Annotated in this window: 16 protein-coding genes and 1 pseudogene; 13 read left to right on the forward strand and 4 right to left on the reverse strand. The window is 44.0% G+C overall.

Annotated elements, in window-relative coordinates:
* Nucleotides 1–622 precede the first annotated feature (622 nt).
* The 8 genes from ndhL (at nt 623) to MIC7126_RS28700 (ending at nt 13,504) form a co-directional block, all read left to right on the forward strand.
* The gene (gene ndhL, locus MIC7126_RS0121925) at nt 623–835 is read left to right on the forward strand and encodes an NAD(P)H-quinone oxidoreductase subunit L (RefSeq protein ID WP_026100451.1); all 213 of its coding nucleotides are present in this window, start codon (nt 623–625) and stop codon (nt 833–835) included.
* Nucleotides 836–859: 24 nt separating this feature from the next.
* Nucleotides 860–1,171 carry a DUF3007 family protein gene (locus tag MIC7126_RS0121930; RefSeq protein ID WP_017655306.1) on the forward strand — a complete coding sequence of 104 codons (312 nt, stop codon included), beginning with the start codon at nt 860–862 and terminating at the stop codon, nt 1,169–1,171.
* A 61-nt stretch (nt 1,172–1,232) separates the two neighbouring features.
* On the forward strand, nt 1,233–2,078 hold the full coding sequence (gene trpA, locus MIC7126_RS0121935; protein ID WP_026100452.1) for a tryptophan synthase subunit alpha: 846 nt from the start codon (nt 1,233–1,235) through the stop codon (nt 2,076–2,078).
* 220 nt (nt 2,079–2,298) lie between these two features.
* Nucleotides 2,299–2,943 carry a hypothetical protein gene (locus MIC7126_RS0121940; protein ID WP_026100453.1) on the forward strand — a complete coding sequence of 215 codons (645 nt, stop codon included), beginning with the start codon at nt 2,299–2,301 and terminating at the stop codon, nt 2,941–2,943.
* 1,404 nt (nt 2,944–4,347) lie between these two features.
* Nucleotides 4,348–5,274 carry a DUF11 domain-containing protein gene (locus tag MIC7126_RS0121945; protein ID WP_026100454.1) on the forward strand — a complete coding sequence of 309 codons (927 nt, stop codon included), beginning with the start codon at nt 4,348–4,350 and terminating at the stop codon, nt 5,272–5,274.
* Nucleotides 5,271–8,513, forward strand: coding sequence for an Ig-like domain-containing protein (locus MIC7126_RS28045; RefSeq protein ID WP_017655310.1), 3,243 nt, complete (start codon nt 5,271–5,273; stop codon nt 8,511–8,513). The genes MIC7126_RS0121945 and MIC7126_RS28045 overlap by 4 nt, the downstream gene beginning before the upstream one ends.
* A 97-nt stretch (nt 8,514–8,610) precedes the next feature.
* Complete coding sequence (locus tag MIC7126_RS0121955) at nt 8,611–10,854, forward strand: OmpA family protein (RefSeq protein WP_017655311.1); 2,244 nt, start codon at nt 8,611–8,613, stop codon at nt 10,852–10,854.
* A 730-nt stretch (nt 10,855–11,584) separates the two neighbouring features.
* The gene (locus MIC7126_RS28700; protein WP_017655312.1) at nt 11,585–13,504 is read left to right on the forward strand and encodes an SdrD B-like domain-containing protein; all 1,920 of its coding nucleotides are present in this window, start codon (nt 11,585–11,587) and stop codon (nt 13,502–13,504) included.
* A 333-nt stretch (nt 13,505–13,837) separates the two neighbouring features.
* Here the strand turns inward: MIC7126_RS28700 and MIC7126_RS0121970 are convergent, their stop codons facing one another.
* Nucleotides 13,838–15,682, reverse strand: a complete 1,845-nt coding sequence (locus tag MIC7126_RS0121970) for a serine/threonine protein kinase (RefSeq protein WP_017655314.1) — start codon at nt 15,680–15,682, stop codon at nt 13,838–13,840.
* A 163-nt stretch (nt 15,683–15,845) separates the two neighbouring features.
* Between MIC7126_RS0121970 and MIC7126_RS0121975 the strand changes: the two genes are divergently transcribed.
* The 4 genes from MIC7126_RS0121975 to MIC7126_RS0121990 all read left to right on the forward strand — a co-directional run bounded on the left by MIC7126_RS0121975 (nt 15,846) and on the right by MIC7126_RS0121990 (nt 20,059).
* Nucleotides 15,846–16,331, forward strand: a complete 486-nt coding sequence (locus MIC7126_RS0121975; RefSeq protein ID WP_017655315.1) for a hypothetical protein — start codon at nt 15,846–15,848, stop codon at nt 16,329–16,331.
* Between the two features lie 8 nt (nt 16,332–16,339).
* Complete coding sequence (locus MIC7126_RS0121980; protein WP_017655316.1) at nt 16,340–16,624, forward strand: glutaredoxin family protein; 285 nt, start codon at nt 16,340–16,342, stop codon at nt 16,622–16,624.
* A 52-nt stretch (nt 16,625–16,676) separates the two neighbouring features.
* Nucleotides 16,677–18,179: a UDP-N-acetylmuramoyl-L-alanyl-D-glutamate--2,6-diaminopimelate ligase gene (locus MIC7126_RS0121985; RefSeq protein ID WP_017655317.1), complete on the forward strand. Its 1,503-nt coding sequence runs from the start codon at nt 16,677–16,679 to the stop codon at nt 18,177–18,179.
* Between the two features lie 425 nt (nt 18,180–18,604).
* Nucleotides 18,605–20,059 (forward strand): DICT sensory domain-containing protein, encoded by a 1,455-nt coding sequence (locus MIC7126_RS0121990; protein WP_017655318.1) that lies wholly within the window; start codon nt 18,605–18,607, stop codon nt 20,057–20,059.
* Nucleotides 20,060–20,152: 93 nt separating this feature from the next.
* Here the strand turns inward: MIC7126_RS0121990 and MIC7126_RS0121995 are convergent, their stop codons facing one another.
* Nucleotides 20,153–21,592 carry a sensor histidine kinase gene (locus MIC7126_RS0121995; protein WP_017655319.1) on the reverse strand — a complete coding sequence of 480 codons (1,440 nt, stop codon included), beginning with the start codon at nt 21,590–21,592 and terminating at the stop codon, nt 20,153–20,155.
* A gap of 937 nt (nt 21,593–22,529) precedes the next feature.
* Here MIC7126_RS0121995 and MIC7126_RS28055 point away from each other — a divergent pair.
* A pseudogene (locus MIC7126_RS28055) lies at nt 22,530–23,671 on the forward strand (IS4 family transposase).
* Here MIC7126_RS28055 and cas8a1 read toward each other — a convergent pair.
* The gene (gene cas8a1 / locus MIC7126_RS28060) at nt 23,636–24,358 is read right to left on the reverse strand and encodes a type I-MYXAN CRISPR-associated Cas8a1/Cmx1 (RefSeq protein WP_017655320.1); all 723 of its coding nucleotides are present in this window, start codon (nt 24,356–24,358) and stop codon (nt 23,636–23,638) included. The pseudogene MIC7126_RS28055 and the gene cas8a1 overlap by 36 nt on opposite strands.
* 4 nt (nt 24,359–24,362) lie before the next feature.
* Nucleotides 24,363–24,986 carry a type I-MYXAN CRISPR-associated protein Cas6/Cmx6 gene (gene cas6, locus MIC7126_RS0122010; RefSeq protein ID WP_017655321.1) on the reverse strand — a complete coding sequence of 208 codons (624 nt, stop codon included), beginning with the start codon at nt 24,984–24,986 and terminating at the stop codon, nt 24,363–24,365.
* Nucleotides 24,987–24,988 lie beyond the last annotated feature (2 nt).

Consider the following 24,988-nt stretch of genomic DNA (forward strand, 5'->3'; position numbering starts at 1 on the left):
CAATTTAGGATGATCAACATAACGTTAAATCTCCAATTTTTGGGCTTGGCTCAGGATTGCCATGTCTGTAGTCAGATTTAGGTTTCCCTGAGTTTGAGAGCTTACACTTGAAAGATTTCTCTAGCAAGGCTCAGTTATCTAAGTCCGTAGCGTCTACCATTCCGCCACACCCCCTAACTGCTTAGGGTTTAGTTTTCTTTGGAAGCTGCAAATACTTCCTTGTTTAGTCGAGCATTAATTACATTTTTCTTACAACTGGTTTCGAGCAAGCTTTTCCAGGTGTAGTAATTTTGCTGCTCTAGTGACTATACCAAACATATGTTAAACACGCAACAAATATTTTGTGGCTGTTTTTCATTTGAAGGCTTGTTAAGCATATCATAATCTTTTGCCGCTGGGCTATTTTGCACATCCCCAAAAAATATGGATGATGAAATACCTCCACCACAGGTGTTTGAGACATTTATACATTTTTTCATCTCTAGTGTAGAGCCATCCATAAGCGATCGCTAGGCAGAGCATCGGCAAGGGGAATGTCCATGATACTTTTCTCAGTTTCAGCATTCAGCCTATGATGAAAGATGGAAGCACTGAATGGTATTGTCTATTTAGAGAAAGAATTATGATTGTAGCCCTGCTTTATTTGATTTTGGCTGGAGCTTATCTGTTAGTCATTCCAGTGGCTGTTCTACTATACCTGAAGCAGCGGTGGCATGTGGCTAGCTCGGTGGAGCGCACCTTGATGTACTTTTTGGTGTTCTTCTTCTTTCCAGGGTTGTTGGTTCTATCGCCGGTTGTGAATTTTCGACCCCAGCGGCGACAAATTGAAGTTTAGCGAAATTGGTAGGTCATAACTCTCATGCGACGCATTGACGCTCTTGGTTTTGCCTTGGGGATTTTTGTGGCTGGCGGTTTAGCATATGCTCTATTACAACTAATTGGTTTAGATGACCAAAAAGCTGGTATGTGGAGTCAAGTACTACTGGTCAGTGGCTTGCTAGGCTGGTTAGTCACATACCTTGTGCGTGCGGTGGGGCAAAAAATGACCTACCATCAACAACGGGAACAGTACGAAGAAGCGTTTTTGGAAAAGCGCCTAGCTGAACTCTCTCCCGAAGAACTAGCAAAAATTCAAGCGGAAATTGAACAAGAAAGGCAAAGTCAGCTGTAAAATCGTTGTCTGTCATTTGTTCTCATGACAAATGACTCATGACAAACAACAAATGACTAACATGACTGCCATTTCTGATCGCTTTCAAACTCTACGACAAAATCGAGAGTGTGCTCTGATTCCTTTTATCACCGCTGGTGATCCAGATTTAGCCACTACAGCCGCAGCTTTGGCAACTCTGGATCGCAGTGGTGCAGATATCATTGAACTAGGCGTTCCCTATTCTGATCCGCTAGCTGACGGCCCAGTGATTCAAGCCGCTGCTACCCGCGCTCTCCAACGGGGAACAACGCTGGATCAAGTTTTGGAAATGTTACAAGCGACTACTCCGAGCTTGCGATCGCCCATAATCTTATTTACCTACTACAATCCGATTTTGCACCGGGGGATAGAAAAGTTTCTCCAGCAAGTTGCTACCGCAGGGGTAGCAGGCTTAGTGGTGCCTGATTTACCCTTAGAGGAGGCTGGGGGGTTACTCCAATCAGCCCAGAATTTAGGAATTGATTTAACCTTACTAGTGGCTCCCACTAGTTCCGCTGAACGAATTAAAGCGATCGCCCATTCATCCCAAGGATTTATCTATTTGGTCAGTGTTACCGGCGTCACCGGAATGCGATCGCAAATCGAAACCAGAGTCTCAGATTTACTCAACCAAATCCGAGAAATTACTGAAAAGCCTATTGGTGTTGGTTTCGGCATTTCTCAACTAGACCAAGCTCGTCAGGTAAAAGAATGGGGAGCAGATGCAGCAATAGTAGGTAGCGCTTTTGTCAAGCGACTAGCAGAAGGTACTCCAGAGCAAGGACTGTCGGCTATTGCCCAATTCTGTCAAAATCTCAAAGCAGCCATCAATACCAGCGATAACGGCATAAATACTCAAACTAATCATAGTGATAAAGTAGATTAAAAAATGATAACAGCGTATTTTTTTATCAGTATTTGGTAGACAATTGAACCGATATGGTTTTGAATATTAAGAGCATCTGTCAAGCCGTAAAGAAACTAGCTGATACAGTAGCTTATAGTTTGAGTATTATGTGAAGTTAAGTAGGCGAGATAACCTAGGAGTGTGAGAGTGAGTCAGTCGCAAACAAAAAAAGTTCCGTCGCCATTGAGGAGCAAAAGCAATGAGTGAGAGTATGGCATTTATCGGCGGTGTCGCCGTAGCAGGACTGGCGGCTCTTGTATTGCTCAAAGGGACAGGTAGTCCCATACAACCCAACTTCGCGGTGGCTCCACAAATACCCGCTACCGTAGTAGCGCCTCAAGTGATTCCACCACAAGCCCCGTATCCTTACGCACAACCAGTTTATCCGAACAATCAACCGCCCAGTGCACCAAACTCCGACCAGCGACTAGAGCTAGACCGGATAAACATGCAGATGGAACGTTTGAAAAGTGACAACGAACAGTTGCGAGTACAAAACCAACAACTGCAATTCCAAGTCCAAACTTATAACAACAACCAACAACAACTACAATTCTCCCAACAGCAAGCCAACCAAAAAACCGCCTTACAACCCCAAACTCCGTGGTGGTCTTCACCCATTGTTTGGGCGGTCGGAGGTATGACTTTAACTATTGGTGGTGGTGTGGTAGTTGCTGGAGTGTTAGCATTATTCTCACCCAGACAGCGCCCCCGTACTGTACAAGTAATCCATCCCTACCAAGGCCCAACACCACCACTGGTTCCTATCCGTCGCGCCGAATTTTTACCCCCCAGGGCAGAAGCAAGACGCATGGAAACTCCGCAGTATGATGAAATGCCTTGAAGGTAAAGCGATCGTTGGTTTGATTAGTAGATAAATACCGATCTGTTGGTATTGACCACAAAATAACTGCAAATCCTACAAATTAATTGTCAGCAGACTCACATCTCACGCCAACTCGGCTCATATCATTTGAAATTTTGGATTTTAGATTTTGGATTGGAAATTATTTTCTGTGTCCAGCTTTCCTAAATCCATCTGTAGTTGTAATTTTTCAAATTGGTATTAAATATAGAGAAGTGAGTATCTGTTATTTTCGCAGATAAATTATTACCTACCCAATCATAGCCGTCCGAAATTTATCTCGGTCGGCATATTGTCGTGCTAAGTCTCAATGTAAATCTCGATAATGTGAAGTTTATCGAATAGCAGCGCCCAAGCTAGCCTAGCTCCAGTACTTAACTTAGCGAGTGATGATTAATTTCTTACCACTACTACTTATGAGCAAAAATTAGTTATTGCTTAGTAATAACACAAAGCAATTTAACACATAGTCTTCCAGATGACTGATCGACAGTTTATTCCTGTAGCCTCAGATTTAGTAATTCAATTGCAGTAAATTAACGACTATAATCGCTTTGCGGCACTTGGTATATTTTCTTTAACCTATATACTTTACAAAATTGCCTGATTTTTAAAATATATTTGCATAGCTACAGAGAATATCTATTGTGATTTATTTGGCTGTTAATCAGATAGCTATACTGACAACACCGTTATGCTTGTTGACGATAACTAACTATGACAGTTTTATAAGTGGTGTCATTGATATGACAAGAAGATAGTATTTCTGTATTTTGAAGTATATGTACATTTCTCCAAGAATAAGTGTTGTGGTTAAAACAGCAGTGCTTATTCCTCGAATTGTATTGGGATATATATCAATTTGAATAAGTGTGACAATAAAACTAACATCAATTATTTTTGATGTTGACACACATTTGACGCCAGGATTTCACCACAAAAAACCAGATTATTTAAAAGGAGTAACACCGTAATACGTCAATCGTCTATCAACTTTATTTAGTAAACAAGTACATCATGGCGGCAATCAAGACACGATTTACAGTTACTCAAAGCCACAAAATAAAAGCTTTGTGAATACCGCCAAAATAGCCAATAACTTGTTTTAAACTAACTAGAGTCAATTCATCTCTACTTAGTCTTCAAAAAGTCATTAATATTTATTTTACTATTTGAAGACTGGATAAAATAACAATTGCTACCCCAAAAAAAGAGATAATCTTTACTTTATAAATAGCAGATTTTGGGGTCAACTTCGCACAACTGTTTTTGGATAACTAGGATTGTGTATATACTTTTGGAGCTTAATTTTTCTGCCTCCAATATACACGAACTTGGTCATATCCAAACATCATTAGAAAATCAATTTCTGCACACATACCAATGACATCTACCCTCTCATGGACGAGGCGTAAAAAACTCTTTTTTACGCTTTTTTACACCAGTACATTGATTTGTACAACGCAAGCAAGCGTGGGACAAACAAACACAATCAACAACACAGCCAGCGGCACAGCCAACGGCACACCAATCACCAACTCAAACACAGTCAGACTCACAGCCAACACAGCCGCCCTAGAACTAATAAAAACCGGAGACAAAGCCGCAGCCGAACCAGGAGACAGCATAGTCTATCGGCTAGCAATCACCAACAAAGGGACAACAGCAGCCAACAACCTAATCATCAACGACAGACTACCCCTAGGCATCAGACTCATCAACAAAACACTCACAGGCAGCATCAACAACAACAGCATCGCCCTCACAGCCAACAGCAACAGCCGCAGCATCAGCATCAGCCCAGTAGACAACAGCATCCAACTGCAACCAAACCAAACCCTAGTCATAGTCTACGCCGGAGAAATCACACCAGACGCCATCAGAGGCACAGGCACAAACCTAGCCATCGCCCAAGCCGGCAACCTCACAAGTAACCCCAGTAGCCACACCATCAGAATCAGACCAGGAATCCTCTCCGACTGCGGCACCCTCATCGGTAGAGTATTCATCGACAAAAACAACGACGGCGAACAACAAAACAACGAACCAGGCATCGGTAACGCCGTCATCTACATCGACGACGGCACCCGCATCATCACCGACAACAACGGACTCTACTCCCTCAGCAACGTCATCAGTGGCAATCGCACCGCCACACTAGACCTGACCAGCCTACCAGGATACGCCCTCGCACCCAACAAATACATCATCGAAAAAAATAGCCACACCAGACTAGCCAAACTCGCACCAGGAAGCATGGTGAGAATCAACTTCGGCGTCACACCAGCCTTTGGGGAACAAAAACGATGAACCACAACCAACAACAACCCACCCGGAACCAACCCTGGCCAATCCTCAGCCACAGCGCAGGCATCATCCCCACACTCATCACCCTCATCGCCCCCGCCTGGGGAAACCCCGCCCCCAACATCGCCCCGCAAATTAGTCCCATTCAAATAGACATCAGACCCCTACAAGACCCACGAGTAGTCGCCGACGGACGTTCCACCATCAAAATCAAAGGACAAATCACCGATAGTCAAGGTCAACCACTCAACCAAGACATCATCGTCACCCTCACCAGCAGCGCTGGTCAATTCATCGGAGCCGACCATAACCGGGACCAAAGCGGCTTTCAAATCCTGGTGAGCAACGGCGAATTCATCGCCACCCTCCGCACCGACATCAAACCCCAACAAGTACGCATCCGCGCCGCCATCGACCACATCCTCACCACCAGCGAGCTGACCCCCACAGAAATTACACCCATAGCCCCACAACAAGGGCAAATCGAAGCCTACACCCAAGTAGAATTCACCACCCATTTGCGACCCTCCCTCGCCACAGGCGTCATCAACCTCCGCCTCGGGCCCAGAGGTACAAACTACTGGGGTAGTTACCGCGACTTTCTCAACCCCGAAAAAATCGGCGGGACACAACTAGACTTCAGCGCCCAAGTCTTCGCCACCGGTGCAGTCGGCGAGTGGCGCTTCACCGGCGCATACAACAGCCAACGACCACTCAACCTTGATTGCGAAAACCGCAATCGTCTGTTTGGTGGTGTACAGTTTTGCGAACAACAATACCCAGTCTACGGCGACAGTTCCACATTCACATCCACCGCCCCCTCCATCGATAGCGTCTATGCCAAGTTCGAGCGCACCTCACCAGTCCCTGGCGCCGAACCAGACTATGTGATGTGGGGCGACTACGACACCAACGAATTCAACCGCAGCTCCCAACTCTACACCGCCACCGCCCGTCAACTCCACGGCTTCAAAGCCAACTACAACTTTGGCAATTTGCAAGTTACAGGGTTGTACGCCAACAACATCGAAGGATTCCAACGAGATACCATCCTCCCCAACGGTACCAGCGGTAACTACTTCCTCTCCCGACGCTTGTTGGTAGGAGGAAGTGAAACAGTGTATGTGGAATCAGAAGAAATTAATCGTCCAGGGACAGTAGTCGCCAGAACTCAACTATTCCGGGGTGCAGATTACAACATTGATTATGACCGAGGGACATTGTTCTTCCGTCGTCCTTTACAAGCGACAGAACTCAATCCCTTCGGTAGCACCCTCGTCAGACGGATTGTTGTTACCTACCAAAATGAAGGAGCGCAGAATTCGCAACTTTATGGTGGGCGATTGCAATACAACCTATCTCCACAGCTAGAAAACAAATCATTTGTTGGTGCGTCTTATTTGTTAGAAGACCAAGGCGCTCAAGATTGGCGATTATTTGGTGCAGATTTCCATTTATCTTTGGGTAATGGCAGTCAAATTGTCGGTGAATATGCTCGCTCGCAAAACAATCTCGTCAATAGTGCGAGTGTGGATGGCGCCGCTTATCGTTTAGAGGCGATAGCTTCTTTGAGTCGGAGTTTGTCAGCAGGGGCTTACTATCGGGCGGTGGAGCCGAATTTTGCCAATAATGCCACTTTCAGTTTTGCACCGGGACAAACGCGCTATGGTGGGTCGTTGTTGGCAAAAGTGACGCCAACAACGGCGCTGCGAGCGGCGTACGATTTTGAGGAGAACTACGGTACACGGGCGACGGGGGTGACGGGATTTTTTGATTTGTTTGACCCCCAACCCCAAGGGCGACCGGGGGAACGGTTGAGTAATACTTTGCAGACTTGGCGGGCGGGGATTGTGCAACAGTTGGGGAATGCAGATGTGAGTGTGGAGTATGTCAACCGCCGCCGAGATGACCGGGTGAGTAATCGGTTGAGTGGGGAGGCGAGTCAGTTGGTGTCGCGGTTGAAGTTACCGTTGACTGATTCGTTGACGTTTCAGGGTTTGAATGAGTTGAATTTGGGTGGGAGTGACCCGCTGTATCCGAATCGTACGACTTTGGGGCTGGATTGGCAGGCGTACCCGGGGGTGAAGTTGCGTTTGGCACATCAATTTTTTGAGAATAGTAGTTTGGTACCGGGGAATTCGTTGACGACTGTGGAGACGATTTTGGAGCGGAAGTTGTGGGGGGAGACGAATTTGACGGGGCGGTATGCGCTGCTGTCGGCGGTGAATGGTTTGCAAGGTCAGGGGGCTGTGGGTTTGAATCACCGCTGGACGGTGGCGCCGGGTCTGCGGTTGGGTGTGGGGTATGAGTATGTGTTTAAGAATGTGTTTAATGGTACGGCGTCGGGGGCACAGTTTGAGCAATATTACGCAGTGGGACAGACGGCGGCGAGTTTGGGGCTATTTTCGGGGTCGGTGTATAGTTTGGGGCTGGAGTATACGGATAATCCAGGTTTTCAGGCGAGTACGCGTTTTGAGTATCGGGATGGGGCGGAGGGTCAGAATTTGGTGGTGAGTGCTTCGGCTCTGGGGAAGGTGACGCCGGCGCTGACGGCTTTGGTGCGGTTTCAACAGGCTGGGGCGGGGAATGTGTTTTTACCGTCTGGTGGTGTGGATGGGTCGGGGGTGCGGTTGCAATCTTTGGGTGATACGGCGAATCTCCGGGTGGGTTTGGCGTTTCGTGACCCGAGTAATGACCGTTTTAATGGTTTGTTGAAGTATGAGTGGCGTCAAAATTTTGATTCGATTCCCTCCGCTCAGTTGACGCCGACGACGGCGACTGGTCAGGTGTTGTCTTTGGAGGGGATTTATGCGCCTTCTTGGCGTTGGGAGTTTTATGGTAAGTATGCGCTGCGCAATGGGGTGACTTTTTTGAATGGGGAGCGGTTGGATGCGACGGTGAATTTGGCTCAGTTGCGGGCGGCTTACCGGTTGGGTTATCGCTCTGATTTGGCGGTTGAGGGTCGCTGGATTGGTCAGAATTCTAATTCTGGTACTGATTTTGATGAGTTGGGTTTGGCTGTGGAGTCTGGTTATTATTTGACTCCGGATTTGCGTTTGGCTGTGGGTTATAGTTTTGGCGGTGTGGATGACCGTGATTTTTCTGGTTATCGTTCTGCTGGTGGTTTTTATCTGAGTTTGAGTTTGAAGTTGAGTGAGCTTTTGGCTGGTTTTGGTCTTCAGCGTCCTTCTCCTTCTCAACAGCTTGAGTCTCTGGTACAACGGATTAAAGCTAAAAAATAAATCAAAATTGCATCACTTATGAGAATGCTCGATTAAGAAAACTGCAAGCATTCAAGTAGGATGAAAATACAGGTTTAATGGTGTAGGGGCGTGAGTAATGACTAATTCAAATGTTGATTGGGTTTGTGATATCAAGTTGAAAAAATTCAAAGGTTATGGAAATGTAGCCTTTGGCATTCTACCTTTTACTGTGTGCCTGTTGGGGTCTGGAGTTGCTGTTAGTCAAACACCTGTGCGATCGCATTCTGTTGTGGAGAATCACAAGGGAAATATTTCACAAAAACTTCCCGCTTCCGCTTTACGGGTAGTGGTGAATAGTAACCAGGATGGTGTTCAGGCTGATAATCAGTTGACTTTGCGGGAAGCTATCGAGTTGGTCAACGGAACTTTAGCTATCTCCCAACTCAGCAGTGCCGAAAAAACCTTTGTCCAGCCGCTGACAGAGGGGAATTCTCGGATTGAGTTTAGTTTACCCCCAAATGCCACCACAATCTTTGTACAAAAAGAGCTACCTCCTCTAGCCAGCCCAGGATTGGTGATTGACGGCTCTACCCAACCTGGATATAAGCAGTCTGAGTCAGCAACAGCAGAGATTGCGATCCCGATTCCTGTGGTAGCGATCGCTCCTGCACCTAACCAAAAAGTTATACGTGGTTTCACGGTGGTTGCAGACCGGACAACGATTCGCGGTTTAAGTATTTATGGTTTTAATCCCGACTTCATTAAACAACAATTGGGAAATCTTTTAGTCTACGATGGAGTCCCCAAGCCGGTAACTTTAACTACACCTCCTGGAGATATCGTCATTGCTCACAGCATACCGCCCAACGATAATCAAAAGGATGTGCCGCCGCAAGATGTAGTCATTGAAAACAACTGGTTGGGCTTGACTACTGATGAAAAAATGCCAGAGCAGACATCGGCTTTTGGGGTTTATGTTTTTAACGCCCAAGGAGCAAAAATTCGCCGCAACCGGATTTATTTTCACGATGGTAGTGCGATTATTACTTCTGTCCGTGCGGAAAATACGCAGATACAAGAAAATATCATTGTTGGTAATGGCATCGCCGGAATGCCCGATGCCTTACGCATAGAAGGCATCGTCAATAAGTTGCAAATTAATAACAATTTGATTTGTGCGAATGACGGGGCTGGTGTGTATTTGTTTAAACCAGAAGGTGATGTACAAATCCGAGACAACCGCATTATTTATAACGGTAGGCGTTTGCGACGGGCGGCTGTTTATATAACGGGTAGCAACCATCAAATTACAGGTAACACAATTACTCACCAGACTGGGCCTGGGGTGGTGGTGTCAGCTTTTCCCCAAAGTCAACGCAACATTATTCAAAATAATTCCTTTGCGGCGTTGGCGGGGTTAAGTATCGACCTGAATACTCAAGGTAATTTGGATGTGAGCGATTGGCAACGGGGAGATGGGCGTAATCCTCGGCGAAATTCGCCGAATCGTCGCCTGGAGACGGGAAATGGGGCGATTAATGCCCCAGAATTTAGTTCCCGCGAGTTTTTGCCTATTGGTAATCGCGTCACTGTTCAGGGTAAGGCTGATCCTGGTTCTGAAGTAACAATTTATCGCCTGGGAGATTATCAACAAGGTCAGCAAGCTTTGTATGAATCTGGGTATGGGGCACTTAGTCAACCCCTGGCTAGTGCACCTGTGGATGGTCAGGGAAACTTTAGTTTTACTCTGGAGAATTTGCAAGTGGGAGATGTCGTGAGTGCGATCGCCACTGACCCCAAATATGGCACTTCTGAACCGGCTTTTGGCGCCTTAATTGGTGCTAAAGGGACTGCTCCCAACCTCGCGTCATCTCCCCAAATCGACCCGAATTCTATCCTTGGTTGCACTTCTCGACCAGTACCACCTACGCCACCTGTTACCCCACCAATCCGGATAGAAACGCCACCAGCACCACTACGGTTACGAGTACCCGAGAATGTCCACTTTGCTTTAGATAAGTCTGCCATCAGCCCTGCTAGTGGTATTGTACTTGACCAAGTAGCACAAGTATTACGGCAATATCCGGTGATTGTGATCGAAATTCAAGGTCATACTGACCCCCGTGCTAGTAGTGAATATAACTTAGCATTGGGGAGACGGCGGGCGTTAGCTGTGAGAAATTACCTCCTACGCCAGGGTGTCGCGCCAGAACGGATGACTATTCGTTCTTTGGGTGAAAGTCAGCGTGTGAATGATGGTACTGGGCGCTTAGATTATGCACGCGATCGCCGTGCAGAAATTATCTACAAGGACATCAGAGGAATTGAAATCATCATCGAAAGACAAGAACAAGACTTGCAGTTAGAACCTGATAAGTAAGGCGAAGCAAATAAAATTCACTATTGGGGGTTGTTATTTATCATTTGTCAGGGTTCATAGCAATTGTGCAAAATTCAGCAATAAATGGAAATTTGAAAACCATTAGGGAATGAGTATTTTGTTATGACAAATCACGAATTTATATCAGGGTGCATTTACGAAAAATTCGACTGATATCATCACACAAGGTAAGAAGTAATTCAACTTTTAGAGGCATCAGATTTTATCTAAGTTTGCGAATTTAAATCTGTTGCCTGATTCCTAATAATTCATTTCATCACTGAATAACAAATTTAGCTTGTTGTGTTCTTACACTACTTGCTCATTTGTGCATGTTTTTTTGTACTTTTAATATCCCGATTTTCTCTTTCTCATACCAATTCACTTGAATAATGATACACGTTGGTAGGTAACAGTGCCCATTGGTGTCAACTTAACGTAAAACCCTTGTCAAAACTCGATTTTGGATTCACTCACTTACCATGACAATCCGCGTTACCCCACCCCGGCTTTGCTGGCGCAAAACCTCCCCTCCCCTTAGCAAGGGGAGGGGACGAAGGGGTGGGGTAAAACGCCTGGGGGACAAAGGTTTTAGCTTAAGTTGACACGTATGAACAGTGCCGTCGTGCCCCTACGAGAAATCTATCTGTATCAACTTTTTCGTGAATTGGTATTACTCTTCCCTAGCCCCTCATCCCTTTTCTTACTCGTCCCTCATCCCAAGAAAGCAATGCAACTATTATTTTCGCATCTACCAACTGTGAAAAGTACTTTTTTAACCGCGCTGTTAACCAGTTTGCAAGTACTTTTTCCTGTCAGTTCAACCTTAGCAACAGAAATCTGTCCTCCGGGAACAAAGCCAATAACTATCTATAGGAATAAGTCGAAGTTTCCTAATATTGATAGAAAGGGAAAAGCTAAAATTATTTGTGTCGCTACAGGTACAATTGGCGATACCGTTTTTAGTGACATCAATGCTAACCACCAGCAAGATGCAGAGGAACCGGGTATAGGTGGTGTCGATGTTTACTTAAGAGATTTGCATGACAATGTAATTAGCACTACTACCACTGACAGTAACGGTAAATATAGCTTTTCTGATTTGCTACCGGGTTCGTACACAGTTACTGTTCCCCATATCCCTGATGGATTCACCCCGACTCTGATTCCACCCCACCCGATTACTCTCACGGATGGACAGCATTTTGACCAAGCTGATTTTGGTTTCCGTCCTCCCAGCAATGGCTGGATTGGTGATACTGTGTTCCGCGATCGCAATGGTAATGGTATTCAAGACAACAACGAACCCGGTATTCCTGACGTCAAGGTAACTCTGACCCTTGCTGATGGTACTACTCGCAGCACCACTACCGATGGGAATGGTCTATATAGTTTCTCCCATTTACCCCCTGGAGCTTATCAGGTCGCTGCTGATGTCCCTCCTCGCCATGTCCTCACCACTGGGGTGAATCCTTTCCATATCAATCTTTTACCCAACCAACATCTAGATCATGCTGACTTTGGCTTCCGTAAAAACTTATCTGACGGCGGTAGCATCGGTGATACAGTGTTTAGCGATCGCAACGGTAACGGTATTCAAGACAACAATGAACCCGGAATTCCTAATGTCCTGTTGACTCTGACTCTACCAGGAACTGACGGGATTTTGGGCAATGACGATGACACAACGCAAACAACAACTACCAACGACAACGGTAATTACAATTTCCAAAATCTCCCAGCAGGTAACTACAAAGTCACGGTCACTCCACCTGCAGATTTTCCAGAAATTACCACCGGTAATCTCCAAGTTCATCTGAGTCTCGCAGCGAGGGAATCGCGGACGGATGTTGACTTTGGTTTCAAGCGATCGCTCAATGGTTCTATAGGTGATTTTGTCTTTAACGATCAAAATCGAGATGGTGCGTTAAATTCCGGTGACATAGGTTTACCAAATGTCAAGTTAACTCTGAAAAATACCGATGGTGAGATAGTTGCTACCACCACCAGCGATCGCAACGGTAACTATCTCTTTACCGATTTACCGTTAGGAAGCTACACGGTAGAAGTCTCACAATTGGACAACTTCAACTCCACGACCAAAACTATTTTGTTTGTGAACTTAACAACAGATGCACCAGATAATCTAGACATTGATTTTGGTTTTGCTAATAACAACTTAGTCCCAGAAGAAGTTAGTTTGCGATTAGTGAAACGAATTACCGCCGTCCTCAAAAACGATGGTCAACGTTTCCAATACAGCAGCTTCATCGATGATCCCAACGATAAAGATGACGAACAAATACAACCAAATCCTCTTGGTCAATATGAATTATTAACACGTTTATCCAGCGGTGACGAAGTAGAATATACCATCTATTTCCGCACTGGTCAGGCTTTAGAAAATCTCACCATCTGTGACTTAATTCCTCAAGGTACAACTTATGTTAATAACAGTATTTCTGTTACTAATGTTGGTTTTGGTGCAGAGCAAGGTAGATTTTTTTCGCCTTTAACGCCCTTAGAAGATGTTCCACAAAGTCAAGCTTGTGAGAATCGTCATAATATTAATGGAACGGTGATTGTTAAATTAGGAAACATAGCTGGAGGACAATTTGGGCTGGTGAGGTTTCGTGTCAAAATTGATTGAAAAATGGGAAGTTTAGAGTCAATTTTTTGGTGTTGAGGCTTGTTTAATACCAATTCGCAATTCGCAATTCGCAATTAATAAATTCAGATTGTATCTAGGTTTCAAGGTTTGAATCTGTTGCCGAATTTTAGAGAATTGGTATAAATTGAATTTAAACGCAAAGTCACGCGGAGAGAACTTGCGTGCGCGGGTTTCCGAGGCAGTGCGTTGCGGAGAGAAGCGCCGTGCGGGGGTTCCCCCCGTTGAGGCGACTTCGGGGGGTTCCCCCCGTTGTAGCAACTGCCGTCGCGTTGAGCAAAGTTCGGGAGGTAAGCGCAAAGGAATGTGAGGTAGTTATGGTTTTGTGGAGGGGGTGGGTCTGGGTTGAGAGAGTGTTTGTTTGGCTAGGTTATCGGCAGCTTGTTTAAATAATGGTTCTAGTTTTTCCTGCCAATATTTAATGTTGGGCAACTTTTCGGGATTGTCTCTAAATGCTAGAACTTTATCCCATTGTCCTTGTTCAATGGCGGTGTTGATATCGTTGAATATAGCATCTGCTTTTGCCCAGTCTTGTTGCCATTGGGCAATCATTGCGGCTGTTTCTTGGAAGCTAGAAGCGGCATTTTCTGGAAGAGATTTCAACAGGGCGATCGCTCCTGGTAAATCTCCTGACTCATACTTTTGTTGTGCTTTTTCTAAGATGGCTTTACTGTTATCAATCGGTTGAGATTTTTCGGTGTTAGCGATGAAGGGTTCGGTGCTGAATGGTTCTGGTTTTTTAGTTGCAGAAGTTACTGAATTGACAAGTTTTGGTTTTGGTTGAGTAGCGATTAAGGTATTATCGTCTACTGTTTTGATAGCGATGTTTTTTTCTTGGAGACATGATACCCATTGCTGATTATTATTAATTACATCAGCGTGCGCCCAAGCCACGTTTCCTGAGTTGAGTTTCAGTTCCACCCAACCCCGTTTTGTTTGTTTGCCGGTGACTACAAATTTGGTGTCTTTAGCGATTGTTTGGACAATATTATCAGCATTAATTGAACTGGGTTCGGAACGAATATTAGAATTGCCTACAACTACTGCTGCACATTGGTTGCCGGAGAGTATATCACCACCAGTCCAATTGCTAGCTAAATTTTTCACATTCGGATAAACGTGAGAGACTAAAGCTGCCGCACCACCTGCTAATAATAGACCCACGCACAATGGTAAGGGGTCTGGTTTACTGGTGTCTTGGCGGGGAGGTTTCGCTACTGCTCGATTCACCGGCGCCACGGCGATGGTTTGTTGGCGCGATTCTGGGAATGGTTGGGGCGTAGGTCTGTTGTTGACGGTGTGGGAAGCTTTTTGGGGTGCGGAAATGGCAGAGACGGGGTTAAAGACTTCCTGGAGGGCTTGTAGTGCAGCTTTGGCGCTTTGATAGCGGTCTTTGAAGTGATAGCGCACCATTGTGCTTAATATTGCTGCTAACCGAGAACTCACGGGTGCTAAATGTTGCCAGATAATTTCACCTGTGTCTTGGTCTTCTTCTAATTGGGCGGCGGGGATTCCTGTCAGGGCTTGAATGGCAATGATTCCCAAGGAATAAATATCACTGTTGGGGCGGGGTTTGCCTTGTCCTTGTTCCGTAGGCATGTAACCAGGTGTGCCGATTACTACCGTGGCGGTGGGTTGTCCGGCGACTGTGGCGATGGGATTTCGCAGTTGTTTGACTGCACCAAAGTCTACTAAAACTAATTGATTATCGGCGGTGCGACGGATGATGTTATCGGGTTTGATATCGCGGTGAATCACGCCTTGGCTATGGACAAATTCGAGAATACCTAAGACTTCTTGTAATAGTTGAATTACTTGGTTTTCACTCCAGCGCTTACCGGGTAAAAGTTCTTCACCGAGGGTGTTTCCTTCGATAAATTCTTGAACTAAATAAAATTCTTGGTTTTCGTCAAAGTATGCTAAGAGTCTGGGTATTTGATGGTGATTACCCAAATGCTCTAGGGTTTCGGCTTCGCTGTGGAACAGACGCTTGGCGGTGTCAAAAACTTTGGGGTCGGAACTGGCGGGTTTGAGGTGTTTGACCACGCAAATCGGGTTTCCTGGCCGCCTAGTATCTTGGGCAATATAGGTTTGACCAAATCCTCCGGTAGCGAGGACTCTAATTACTTGGTAGCGATGGTCTAGTAGTTTGCCGATCATATCCCCTCCCCAGGGTTAACACCTAAGTTTTGCCGATGGTGATCAATATCTCCAAATTTTCTGTGATCAAATCCGCTATCTTGAGAAAAGATTTGGAAAAAATACGCACTTTTTCATCAATGCCAAATTGTGAACTTTTTTTGCAATATCCTCTTGATTACCAATGCCACCTAAAATAAACAATTCAGTTGCATGGCAGCAGGCTGAACTCCTCATGCAACCTGCTTTCATTCGTGTGGTCGATAATATTCGCAAGCACCTAGATGTGTCTCCTTGGACGGGGACTTACCATGATGTCCTAGTTTGGCCTGCGGGGACGACTGAAGAAACAAAAGCGATCGTCACGGAGTTGTTGCAAGAAATGGAAACCGCAACACCTGACCGAGGAGATGTCATCAGAGAGTATCTGGCGCGGATGCCAATGCCCCATCCAGGATATCATCTGCGTTTACAGCGTCAAGGGCAGGAGGTCAGCATTGATTTGTGGGAATTGTGTTATCAAATATGTTTTTTGAATTACACACCAGAGCAAGAAGTAGCTGATATTGATACTAGTTTAATTGATGAAAGGGGGGAGGTGGATTGGTTGCGTTTGGAGGCGAAAACTAAGGAGACAGTGGGTGAGGTATTTGCTAATTTATCGGCATAGGAAAATAAATGCGATTGATTTTATACAGTAAACCCGGTTGTCATTTGTGTGAGGGTTTGCAGGAAAAGTTGACACAAATTGTGGAAATGGGCAACTTTGCGGCTCTAGAGTTAGAAGTGCGGGATATTACAATTCGTGAAGATTGGTTACTGGCTTATCAGTATGAAGTGCCAGTTTTATTTTTAGTTAACCATGAACAGCTAGGCGCGGTGGAACAACCTTTACCGCGTCCTTCTCCCCGTGCTAGTGTGCAACTTTTGGAGCGAATGCTGCATCAGTATTTATCCAATTAGCAGAAAATAATGCAGAATAAGCGCAAGTGAAGTGTGTGACGAGGTTCACAAGATGAAATTGCGGGAATTGTTGGCAGCGGTGGATGGAATTGAGCAGTTACCTGATGCTCCTGGTTTTGGGGATGTGCAGGTAACAGGTTTAAAAACGAATTCTCATGCTTGCGGTGTGGGAGATTTGTTTATAGGGATGCCGGGATTAAGGGTGGATGGTGGGGAATTTTGGCCGAGTGCTCTAGCTGCTGGTGCGGTGGGGGCGATTGTGTCTGTTGAAGCTTTGCAAAAACAGCCGCCTCATTCTCAGGCTTTGGTAATCAGTGCGGCTAATATGGCTCAAGTTTGTGGTCAGATAGCCAGCGCTTTTTACGGTTATCCTGGGCACAAGTTACAGTTGGTCGGTGTGACTGGTACTAATGGTAAAACTACGACTACTCATTTAATTGAGTTTTTGTTAACTAGGGCTAATTTACCCACGGCTTTGATGGGGACGCTTTACACTCGCTGGCCTGGTTTTGAGCAAACTGCTATCCACACGACGCCGTTTGCGGTGGAATTACAACAGCAACTGGGAGAAGCTGTCGCTGCTGGTTGTGAGTTTGGGGTGATGGAGGTGAGTTCCCATGCTTTAGCTCAGGGGCGAGTTTTGGGTTGTCAATTCCGGGTGGGTGTGTTCAGTAATTTGACTCAAGACCATCTGGATTATCACCGGGATATGGAAGATTATTTTGCGGCGAAGGCGTTGTTGTTTAGTCCTGATTATCTCCAGGGACGAGCAATTATTAATGCTGATGATGGTTATGGTAAACGTTTAATTGCTGGCTTGAGTCGGGAGCGGGTTTGGAGCTACAGCGTCAATGATAACAGTGCAGATTTATGGATGAGTGATTTAAAAACTCAGCCGAACGGTGTCAGCGGGATTTTGCATACACCCCATGGTGATGTGGCGTTGCGATCGCCTTTGGTTGGTCAATATAATTTAGAAAATCTGTTGGCTGCGGTAGGTGCGGTTTTAGATTTGGGGTTAGATTTACAGTTAGTGGCGGCGACTGTATCTGAGTTTCCCGGTGTTCCTGGGAGAATGGAGCAGGTACAAATCGTTCCTGAACAAGATATCAGCGTGATTGTTGATTATGCTCACACTCCAGATAGTTTAGAAAATTTGCTCAAAGCTGCGCGTCCATTTATTCCTGGTCGGGTGATTTGTGTGTTTGGCTGTGGGGGCGATCGCGATCGCACCAAGCGTCCGAAAATGGGTAAAATCGCCGCTGAGTTAGCCGATGTGGCGGTGGTAACATCCGATAATCCCCGGACTGAAGACCCGGAACGAATTTTGCAAGATGTATTAGCGGGGATTCCTGACTCTATCACACCGATTGTGATTAGCGATCGCGCTACCGCTATCCGAACTGCAATTCTCCAAGCCCAACCGGGAGATGGCGTCTTGTTAGCTGGTAAGGGTCATGAAGACTATCAAATTCTGGGAACCGAAAAAATCCACTTTGACGACCGAGAACAAGCGCGAGAGGCTTTACAGGCTAGATTGAGTAGTCAAAATTAATCAACACAGCAGACATCAGCAATAGACCAAAAGCCCCTGCGGGAGGAACGGGAACTGTTCACAGTTAAGAGTTCCTATTCCCTATTCCCCGCGATGCACTGAAGCTCACTCGAAGTGTCCCCTGTTCCCTCTTTCAGCTAAATTCTATATTTAGAAACTTCAAATCAGCTTGCCACGGTTGATGCTAAATGATAAACTCCATTAGCCTCATCAGTAATGATTAATTAAATGAACAAATTTAAATATTACTAATATTGGCAATAGGGATATAAAGAGTTGATTATGGAAAGAACACAGATACATTCAATTCTGTTAAATTGCATAATTATTCGTAATTAATATTTACTTCCGAAGATTGTTTGTCATAAATTTACATATATCTCTTATCAAAGTCATTCTTTATTCTCCCTGGTTGTGGTTGACTCATGAATGAATCTCTGGCTCAGGATTTATCCCTCTATCAGATAGCTTTGGGAGTGCAAGAGCCTCCCCAGCAACTATGCCTCAGTCCGGCGACTCTGCTATCATTAGTCAAATCACAAATTGACTTATTGATTGAGCGGCAAATTCAAGCTACTGTGTGGGTGAAGCTGCCACCAGGAAAAATTTGGTATTCAGAATTAACTCGTTATCAATCTTCTGTAAATGCTGCTAATGTCATTTATAATTGCCAATTAATAGAGAGAAGGAGAGACAGAAATTCATCTAGTTCTCCGTCCCCAATTCATATAAAAGCGCGGGAAGAATTCCGCACAGAGAAGACATTGATTAATCAAGTAGGTGTGCAGTTGTTACCAAATAGGTCACTGCAACGAGAATATTTTTTACTTGTGTTGTCACCGCAGTTTAGCAGTTTAATTGTGGCTCGTAGACCATTAAAAAGACGCAAAACCCGCTTGCTACCGAGAACTAACACTACTAAAACCCCTCCATTGCTGACAATAACTACCTTAGAAAATAAGGTAATTCAGGAAGTATTAGATGGGATAAAACAACAGGTGAGAACGCCAGCAGTATCGGCGATCGCCCAGACTGATTTTATTTGCTCCACCACACCAGAACCAGCCTTAATCAGTCAATTATTAGCGCAACAACTACAACGGCAAAACGAAGTTAATCGCCAAATTATAACTCGGCAACTAGGAAAATTACGACAACAAAATCAACAATTGCAAAAAAAAGAGCAACTCAAAGATGAATATTTAAGCAACGTCTGCCAAGAATTGCGGACACCTCTGACACATATGAAAACATCCCTGTCGTTGTTAAATTCTCCTAATCTCAAGCCGCAGCAAAAACAACGATATTTCCAGATGCTAAATACACAGTGCGATCGCCAAAATTCCCTAATTAGTGGTTTATTGGCTCTAGTGAATCTAGAACGGAATTTAGCGGGGATGGCGTTGGAGACAGTACACCTGTCAGATATAGTACCCGGCGTAGTTAGTACTTACCAACCAGTAGCACAAGAAAAAGGCATCATGCTAGCCTACACCATACCCACCGAACTTCCACCCGTGCGGTGTGTGAGCGGTGGAGTCCGGCTGATCGTCATTAATTTGCTACACAATAGTATTAAGTTTACTACTAACGGTGGTCAAGTGTGGGTGCGGGCACGTGCCCACGGCGATTATGTGCAATTAGAATTCCGTGACACAGGTGTGGGGATTGCAGAAAATGAAATTCCCAAAATCTTTGACAGCTTTTACCGGGCGCGTTCTAGCGCTACCGAAGACTCTAACGCTCCTGGATTAGGCTTGACAATTGTGCAGCAATTACTTTGGCGCTCTGGTGGCTCAATTTCCGTGAAAAGCAAGCTGTATGAAGGTTCCAGCTTTGTAGTCCAGCTAGCGATCGCTCGTGACTCTGTGAGAATATAAGCTTACATGTAGAGACGTAAAATTTTACGTCTCCACAAAAATTTTGGTGCAATGCCAAATTGTTTTCATACCTTCCATCACCAACGCCTTAATTTAAACATTTTTGAGCTTGGTCACTTCCAAAGGCAAGAAAATAGTCATAACTTCCCCATATTGAGGACGCTCACGCACAATTAATTTACCACCAATCGCTTGAAATAAATGCTTTGTCGCCGCAATATTGAGACTAATTGTCCCCGTTTCCGGTTGAAACATCAGCAATTGACCAAGCGCTCTGCGGATTGGTGGCTTTGCTGGTGTAGCGGTTTTACTGGTATCTTTGCACTGGGGTTGGGGCGATAATTGCAGTTTGAGTTGATCTCCAGCCGGAATCACCTGTACTTGAATGTGGCTACCTGGAGGTAAGCTGCGAGTGAAATTCTCCATCAAACCAGTGAGAACCTGATCGAGCATATTCGGATTGCTGACCACGGTTGGTAGTTGTTGAGGTAAAACCACATCTAGAGTTAAGTTTCGCCGTTGCGCTGCTTGTTGCCAACGAGGTATACTCTGCACCAACACTTGATCTAAAGACATCGGTGTCAATTGAGAGCGTGTAGGTTTCACCGTCGTGGAGGTTTCTAATTCCGCTGCTTTAAACAGCAATTCCATCCTGTCGATTTGCTCAGTGCACTCATGATCAATCACTTCTAGACGACTGATCACATTCGCAGGTAAATCGCGCCGCTTCAACAGCAGACGTGTCATCGTGCGAATTGTGGTCAAAGGGGTGCGAACTTCATGAGCAAAAGCTTGCAGCAATTCTACATCAGAACGGGGAGGCGAAGAAGAAAGAGGAGCACAGGGGTAAGAAGAGAAATTTCCTTTATCTTCCCGCAATTCTTCCTTGCTAACTTCCGGTTGTGTTAATTCTTGCAGTAAAAACTGGCTGAATTGGCAGACAATCTGATAGTGTGGGGCTATTGGCGAATATTGTTCAGCTACAGTGTCCAGTTCTGTAAAAAAATCTGGATTAGTCAGCATGACTCGTGCTCCTAAAGCTTGCCAAGCCCGCCGCACTACCTCTGGATCAAAAGAAAAAGAAAATGTTTTCTGACCGTTGTGGTGATTTGCTAATACTAAAACTAGGCGAAATTTATCTGTAAAAACTAAGCAAAACTGCTCCCTGGCCAAAGGATCGGCTGGTAGTAAAGGTAGCACCGATTCATGAGGAGAGACTTCATCTATTGTAGCGATCGCCGCTGGCATCTGAAACGGCATCAGCGCCAAAGGGTTAAATGGTTTAGCGGTAAAAGTTACTGTTTGTAAACTCTGAGTCAGTTGTGGCTGACTGAACAGGGGTGCTGGCGCAGCTAAGACCAATCCTTGGGTTTTTTCACTTGGAACAGTTGCTAATGTCTGCATCAGCAGGTGTTCTGTCGCTGCTAGACTGACGCGCCATTGCTGTTCTGCTTTGGTTGGTGAACACTCAGCCACATTTGATTGGCTTTCGGCTAAGATTTCGCTAAGACTTGGCAATATCCATTCGTACACAAGCTTTCACCCCTTAATTGCATAATGACCAACAGCTTCTAGGTCAGGCATTCCCGTACTAATTATGAGGTTATAGTTATTTCTGCACTAGCGAAAGTCGTAGAACCGAACAACATGGGCGCAATTCCCCCTAGGGCGTGTTTTCATTAAGAGGGAACAGGGAACTCTTAACAGGGAACAGGGAAATCCCCATATTTAAAGGGGATTTGAAGCGGACGTATTTTGTCTGGCGCTGTGCGTCACAAAAAAAATGTTTTTATTTTTTTCATCAATAAATTCAGGGGCTTCAAACCCATATTCTTCGGGGCTTGGTGACATCCTATACTGCCACGAATTTAAATTATTTATTAACTAATAAAAACAAACTATTGCCAATCCAATCAACTAGACAATTAAGTAAGTTGATTTTTCATTAAGACTACTGAATATCAATGCTATTTTTTATCTCAATTTCTCTTTTGCGTCTATATCCTTTCTTCAGTCAAAGCATAATTGCTCATAAAACCCCGACATCAAAAGACTTTCAAGTTTATTACTTGCCAGATCATAAGATTATATGAAAAAATGTGTTAAATCTGTGCAAATTTGATAGCATCAATTAACCATTGTTGGCTGCATACTCGCTCTTTGCATCTAACACTTGGTATCTAATGTCAAGCTATACTCAACAGGATAATGTACTGAAATAAAATTGGTTATTTTGTGGCATCTATACCAATTTAAATTTTCAGTAACCTGATTGTTTTAGCTGTTCTGTGATGACAAATTTAATTGTTATTTAACATTCGCTCCTCAACGTGACACACAACTGAATTAATTCCATCAAGTACCTGGAGGGGAGACGAAACAGCCTAAAAAGCTTGGTGTATAAGATGGGTAGCGTTTTGTGATAGAAAAAGGTAGGTCTAGTTTTGTCAATAAGACCTACTTAATGATAATGTTAGCTATATTGTACCAAAAGCACTTAAAAAGTCAATTGAGTTTAGCAGAATATCTGTTGCTAAAAATTTTGATACATCTGTTGCAGTCAATCAAAGAAGTAACTTTAGAAAAATTAGCGAATGCGCTACCTTTGGGAATTAAATTTGAAAGCAGAAGAAAAAGAATACAAAGATTTTTATCATTACCAAATCTCACAATTGAAAAAGTTTGGTTGCCAATTATTCAAGAACTAATAGCAAACTACTTCCAGAATGAAAAAATTATTTATATAGCAATTGATAGGACTAATTGGAGTCGGATAAACTTATTAATGGTCAGCGTGATTTGGGATAAAAGAGCCATACCAATATATTTTAGTTTGCTGCCCAAATTAGGTAGTAGTAATCTCACGGAACAGCAGAAAATATTATCGCCAGTTATAGCAATATTGAAAGATTATAAAATCTGTGTGTTGGGGGATAGAGAATTTTGCTCGGTAAAACTAGCAAAGTACCTTCAGAGCAAGGATGTATATTTTTGTTTGCGATTGAAAAAGAATGAATTTGTAGAAATTAAACAAGATATGTTTATGGAGTTAAGCAGTTTAGGATTAACTCCTGGAGTATCTTTTTTATCAAGGGAGTTAAGGTAACAAAGACTCAGGGTTTTATCAGTTTTAATGTGGCTGGTAAGTGGCAACGTAAAATTAACGGAGTAGCACCCAAAGAAGCATGGTTTATTTTAACAAATTTTGACACCCTAGAGTCAGCAATTGCTGCTTACAAAAAGCGATTTGATATTGAAGAAATGTTTAGAGATTTCAAAACAGGTGGCTATAACTTAGAAAACACTAATGTTCAAGGTGAACGTTTTATTTCTCTAGTTTTGTTGATAGCGATCGCTTACACCTCTGCAACAATTAATGGTCAACTTATTAAACGCAAAGGAATCCAAAAATATATAGCTCGGATTAAAGAAAGGAGTCGTTCTCAACGGAGACACAGTAGTTTTTATATCGGCTTATATGGTCAAACATGGGTACATTTCAAGGATAGCTGTATTGATTTAGTCACACAATTAATGAGAATTAATCGTAATAAGTGGAAGCATTATCAACAAGGTTTAAGAGCCATGAAGCTTATTGAATCTATATTGTAGCTTATTTCGTCTCCCCTTCAGTACACAAACATAAGTCTGTTCTCGCTCTATCTGAGAGCGTAAGAAAAATATCGGACAAGCCACCATTAGAAAATGCAGTAAAATTACCTTGCTAGGTTCATCTTCTAGTAGTCTGGAACCTTTAAGCGCTCCTGGAATCATAAACTGAGAAATGAATGCTGTTTCTGGGAATTGCTCTGTTGGCTCTTGTGAAGAATTTTTGAGTTTTTCTAGCAACCCCGTCCCTTGAGCTTTTTGATGTGCATAACTATCAATAGCTTTATAGGTCAATTTTTGAGGTGATGCTGACTCTGCTACTTTTACGTCAAAGCTTCGCGGAGTTTTCTCGCCAGGGCGCATCTTGGGATGCTGTAAAAAGGTAGCACATAATCCGTTATGAATTGCAATTTTTAATTCTATTTCGTCAGACGGAATGAACTGCCCTGGTAAATCTATGATTTTTTCAGAAGTTAACCTAAAGGAAGCTTCCAGGATTTGTTTTAAAGCTGAATGATCTGTAAGATTATCCCAATATAAGCGAACTTGTAGGCGTTCTACTTCAGTTTTAATATCCATTGGTGCTGCATTTCCCCAAGCCCGAATTGTTGCTGCTAGCCCTCCTAAAGCAGCACGGTGGTAAATCGTATAGCCTAGATCATCTAATCGGTATAATAATTCCAGTCCCATTTTATTAATTTATAGGTACAAAAATGCCACAGCCCATACGGTGTTTTCCACCTAATCCATGTTGTTGTAACTTTAGAGAGTCTTTTGGGTTGAGACCGGAAATTTCCACCCCAAAACCAACATTAATATGCCCTTTAATTTGAATGACTCGCCGTGCCAAACCTCCAGATGGATTTGAAGCAATGCTTACATCACCTTTGATTCCTAAATGAACAAGTTGAGCTATTGCTGCTTTGAGAAAAAACTCTGGTTCTAAGTATTTACTAATCACAACTATTCGTGCAGTAAGCTTTGGAGAAGGCTGTAACATTAGTACCTGTGGTGTATATAGTCGGATATAGTTTCCTTTAATATTAAAGCTGCTTCCAGCTAGTGGAAAAACTTGAGGAATCCTGTCTACAGGCAATCGCAGCTTGACTCGAGAATTTTTTGTAAGCTTGATGCTGCCTTGCTTATCTGGAATGCCGTTAATGCTATGAATACTGAGCCAGGATTGTCCGTGGATTTTTGGTACTTGAGTTGAGATTGCTGAGTATAGACCGTAGCCGTGATCCAGGGGTAACTTTTCTCCAGAAAGCTCAAAACTTAAATCAGCATATGGGGCTTCCTGAATCAAAGTAGAAATCATAC

It is taken from the genome of Fortiea contorta PCC 7126, from assembly GCF_000332295.1.
GTDB lineage: Bacteria > Cyanobacteriota > Cyanobacteriia > Cyanobacteriales > Nostocaceae > Fortiea > Fortiea contorta.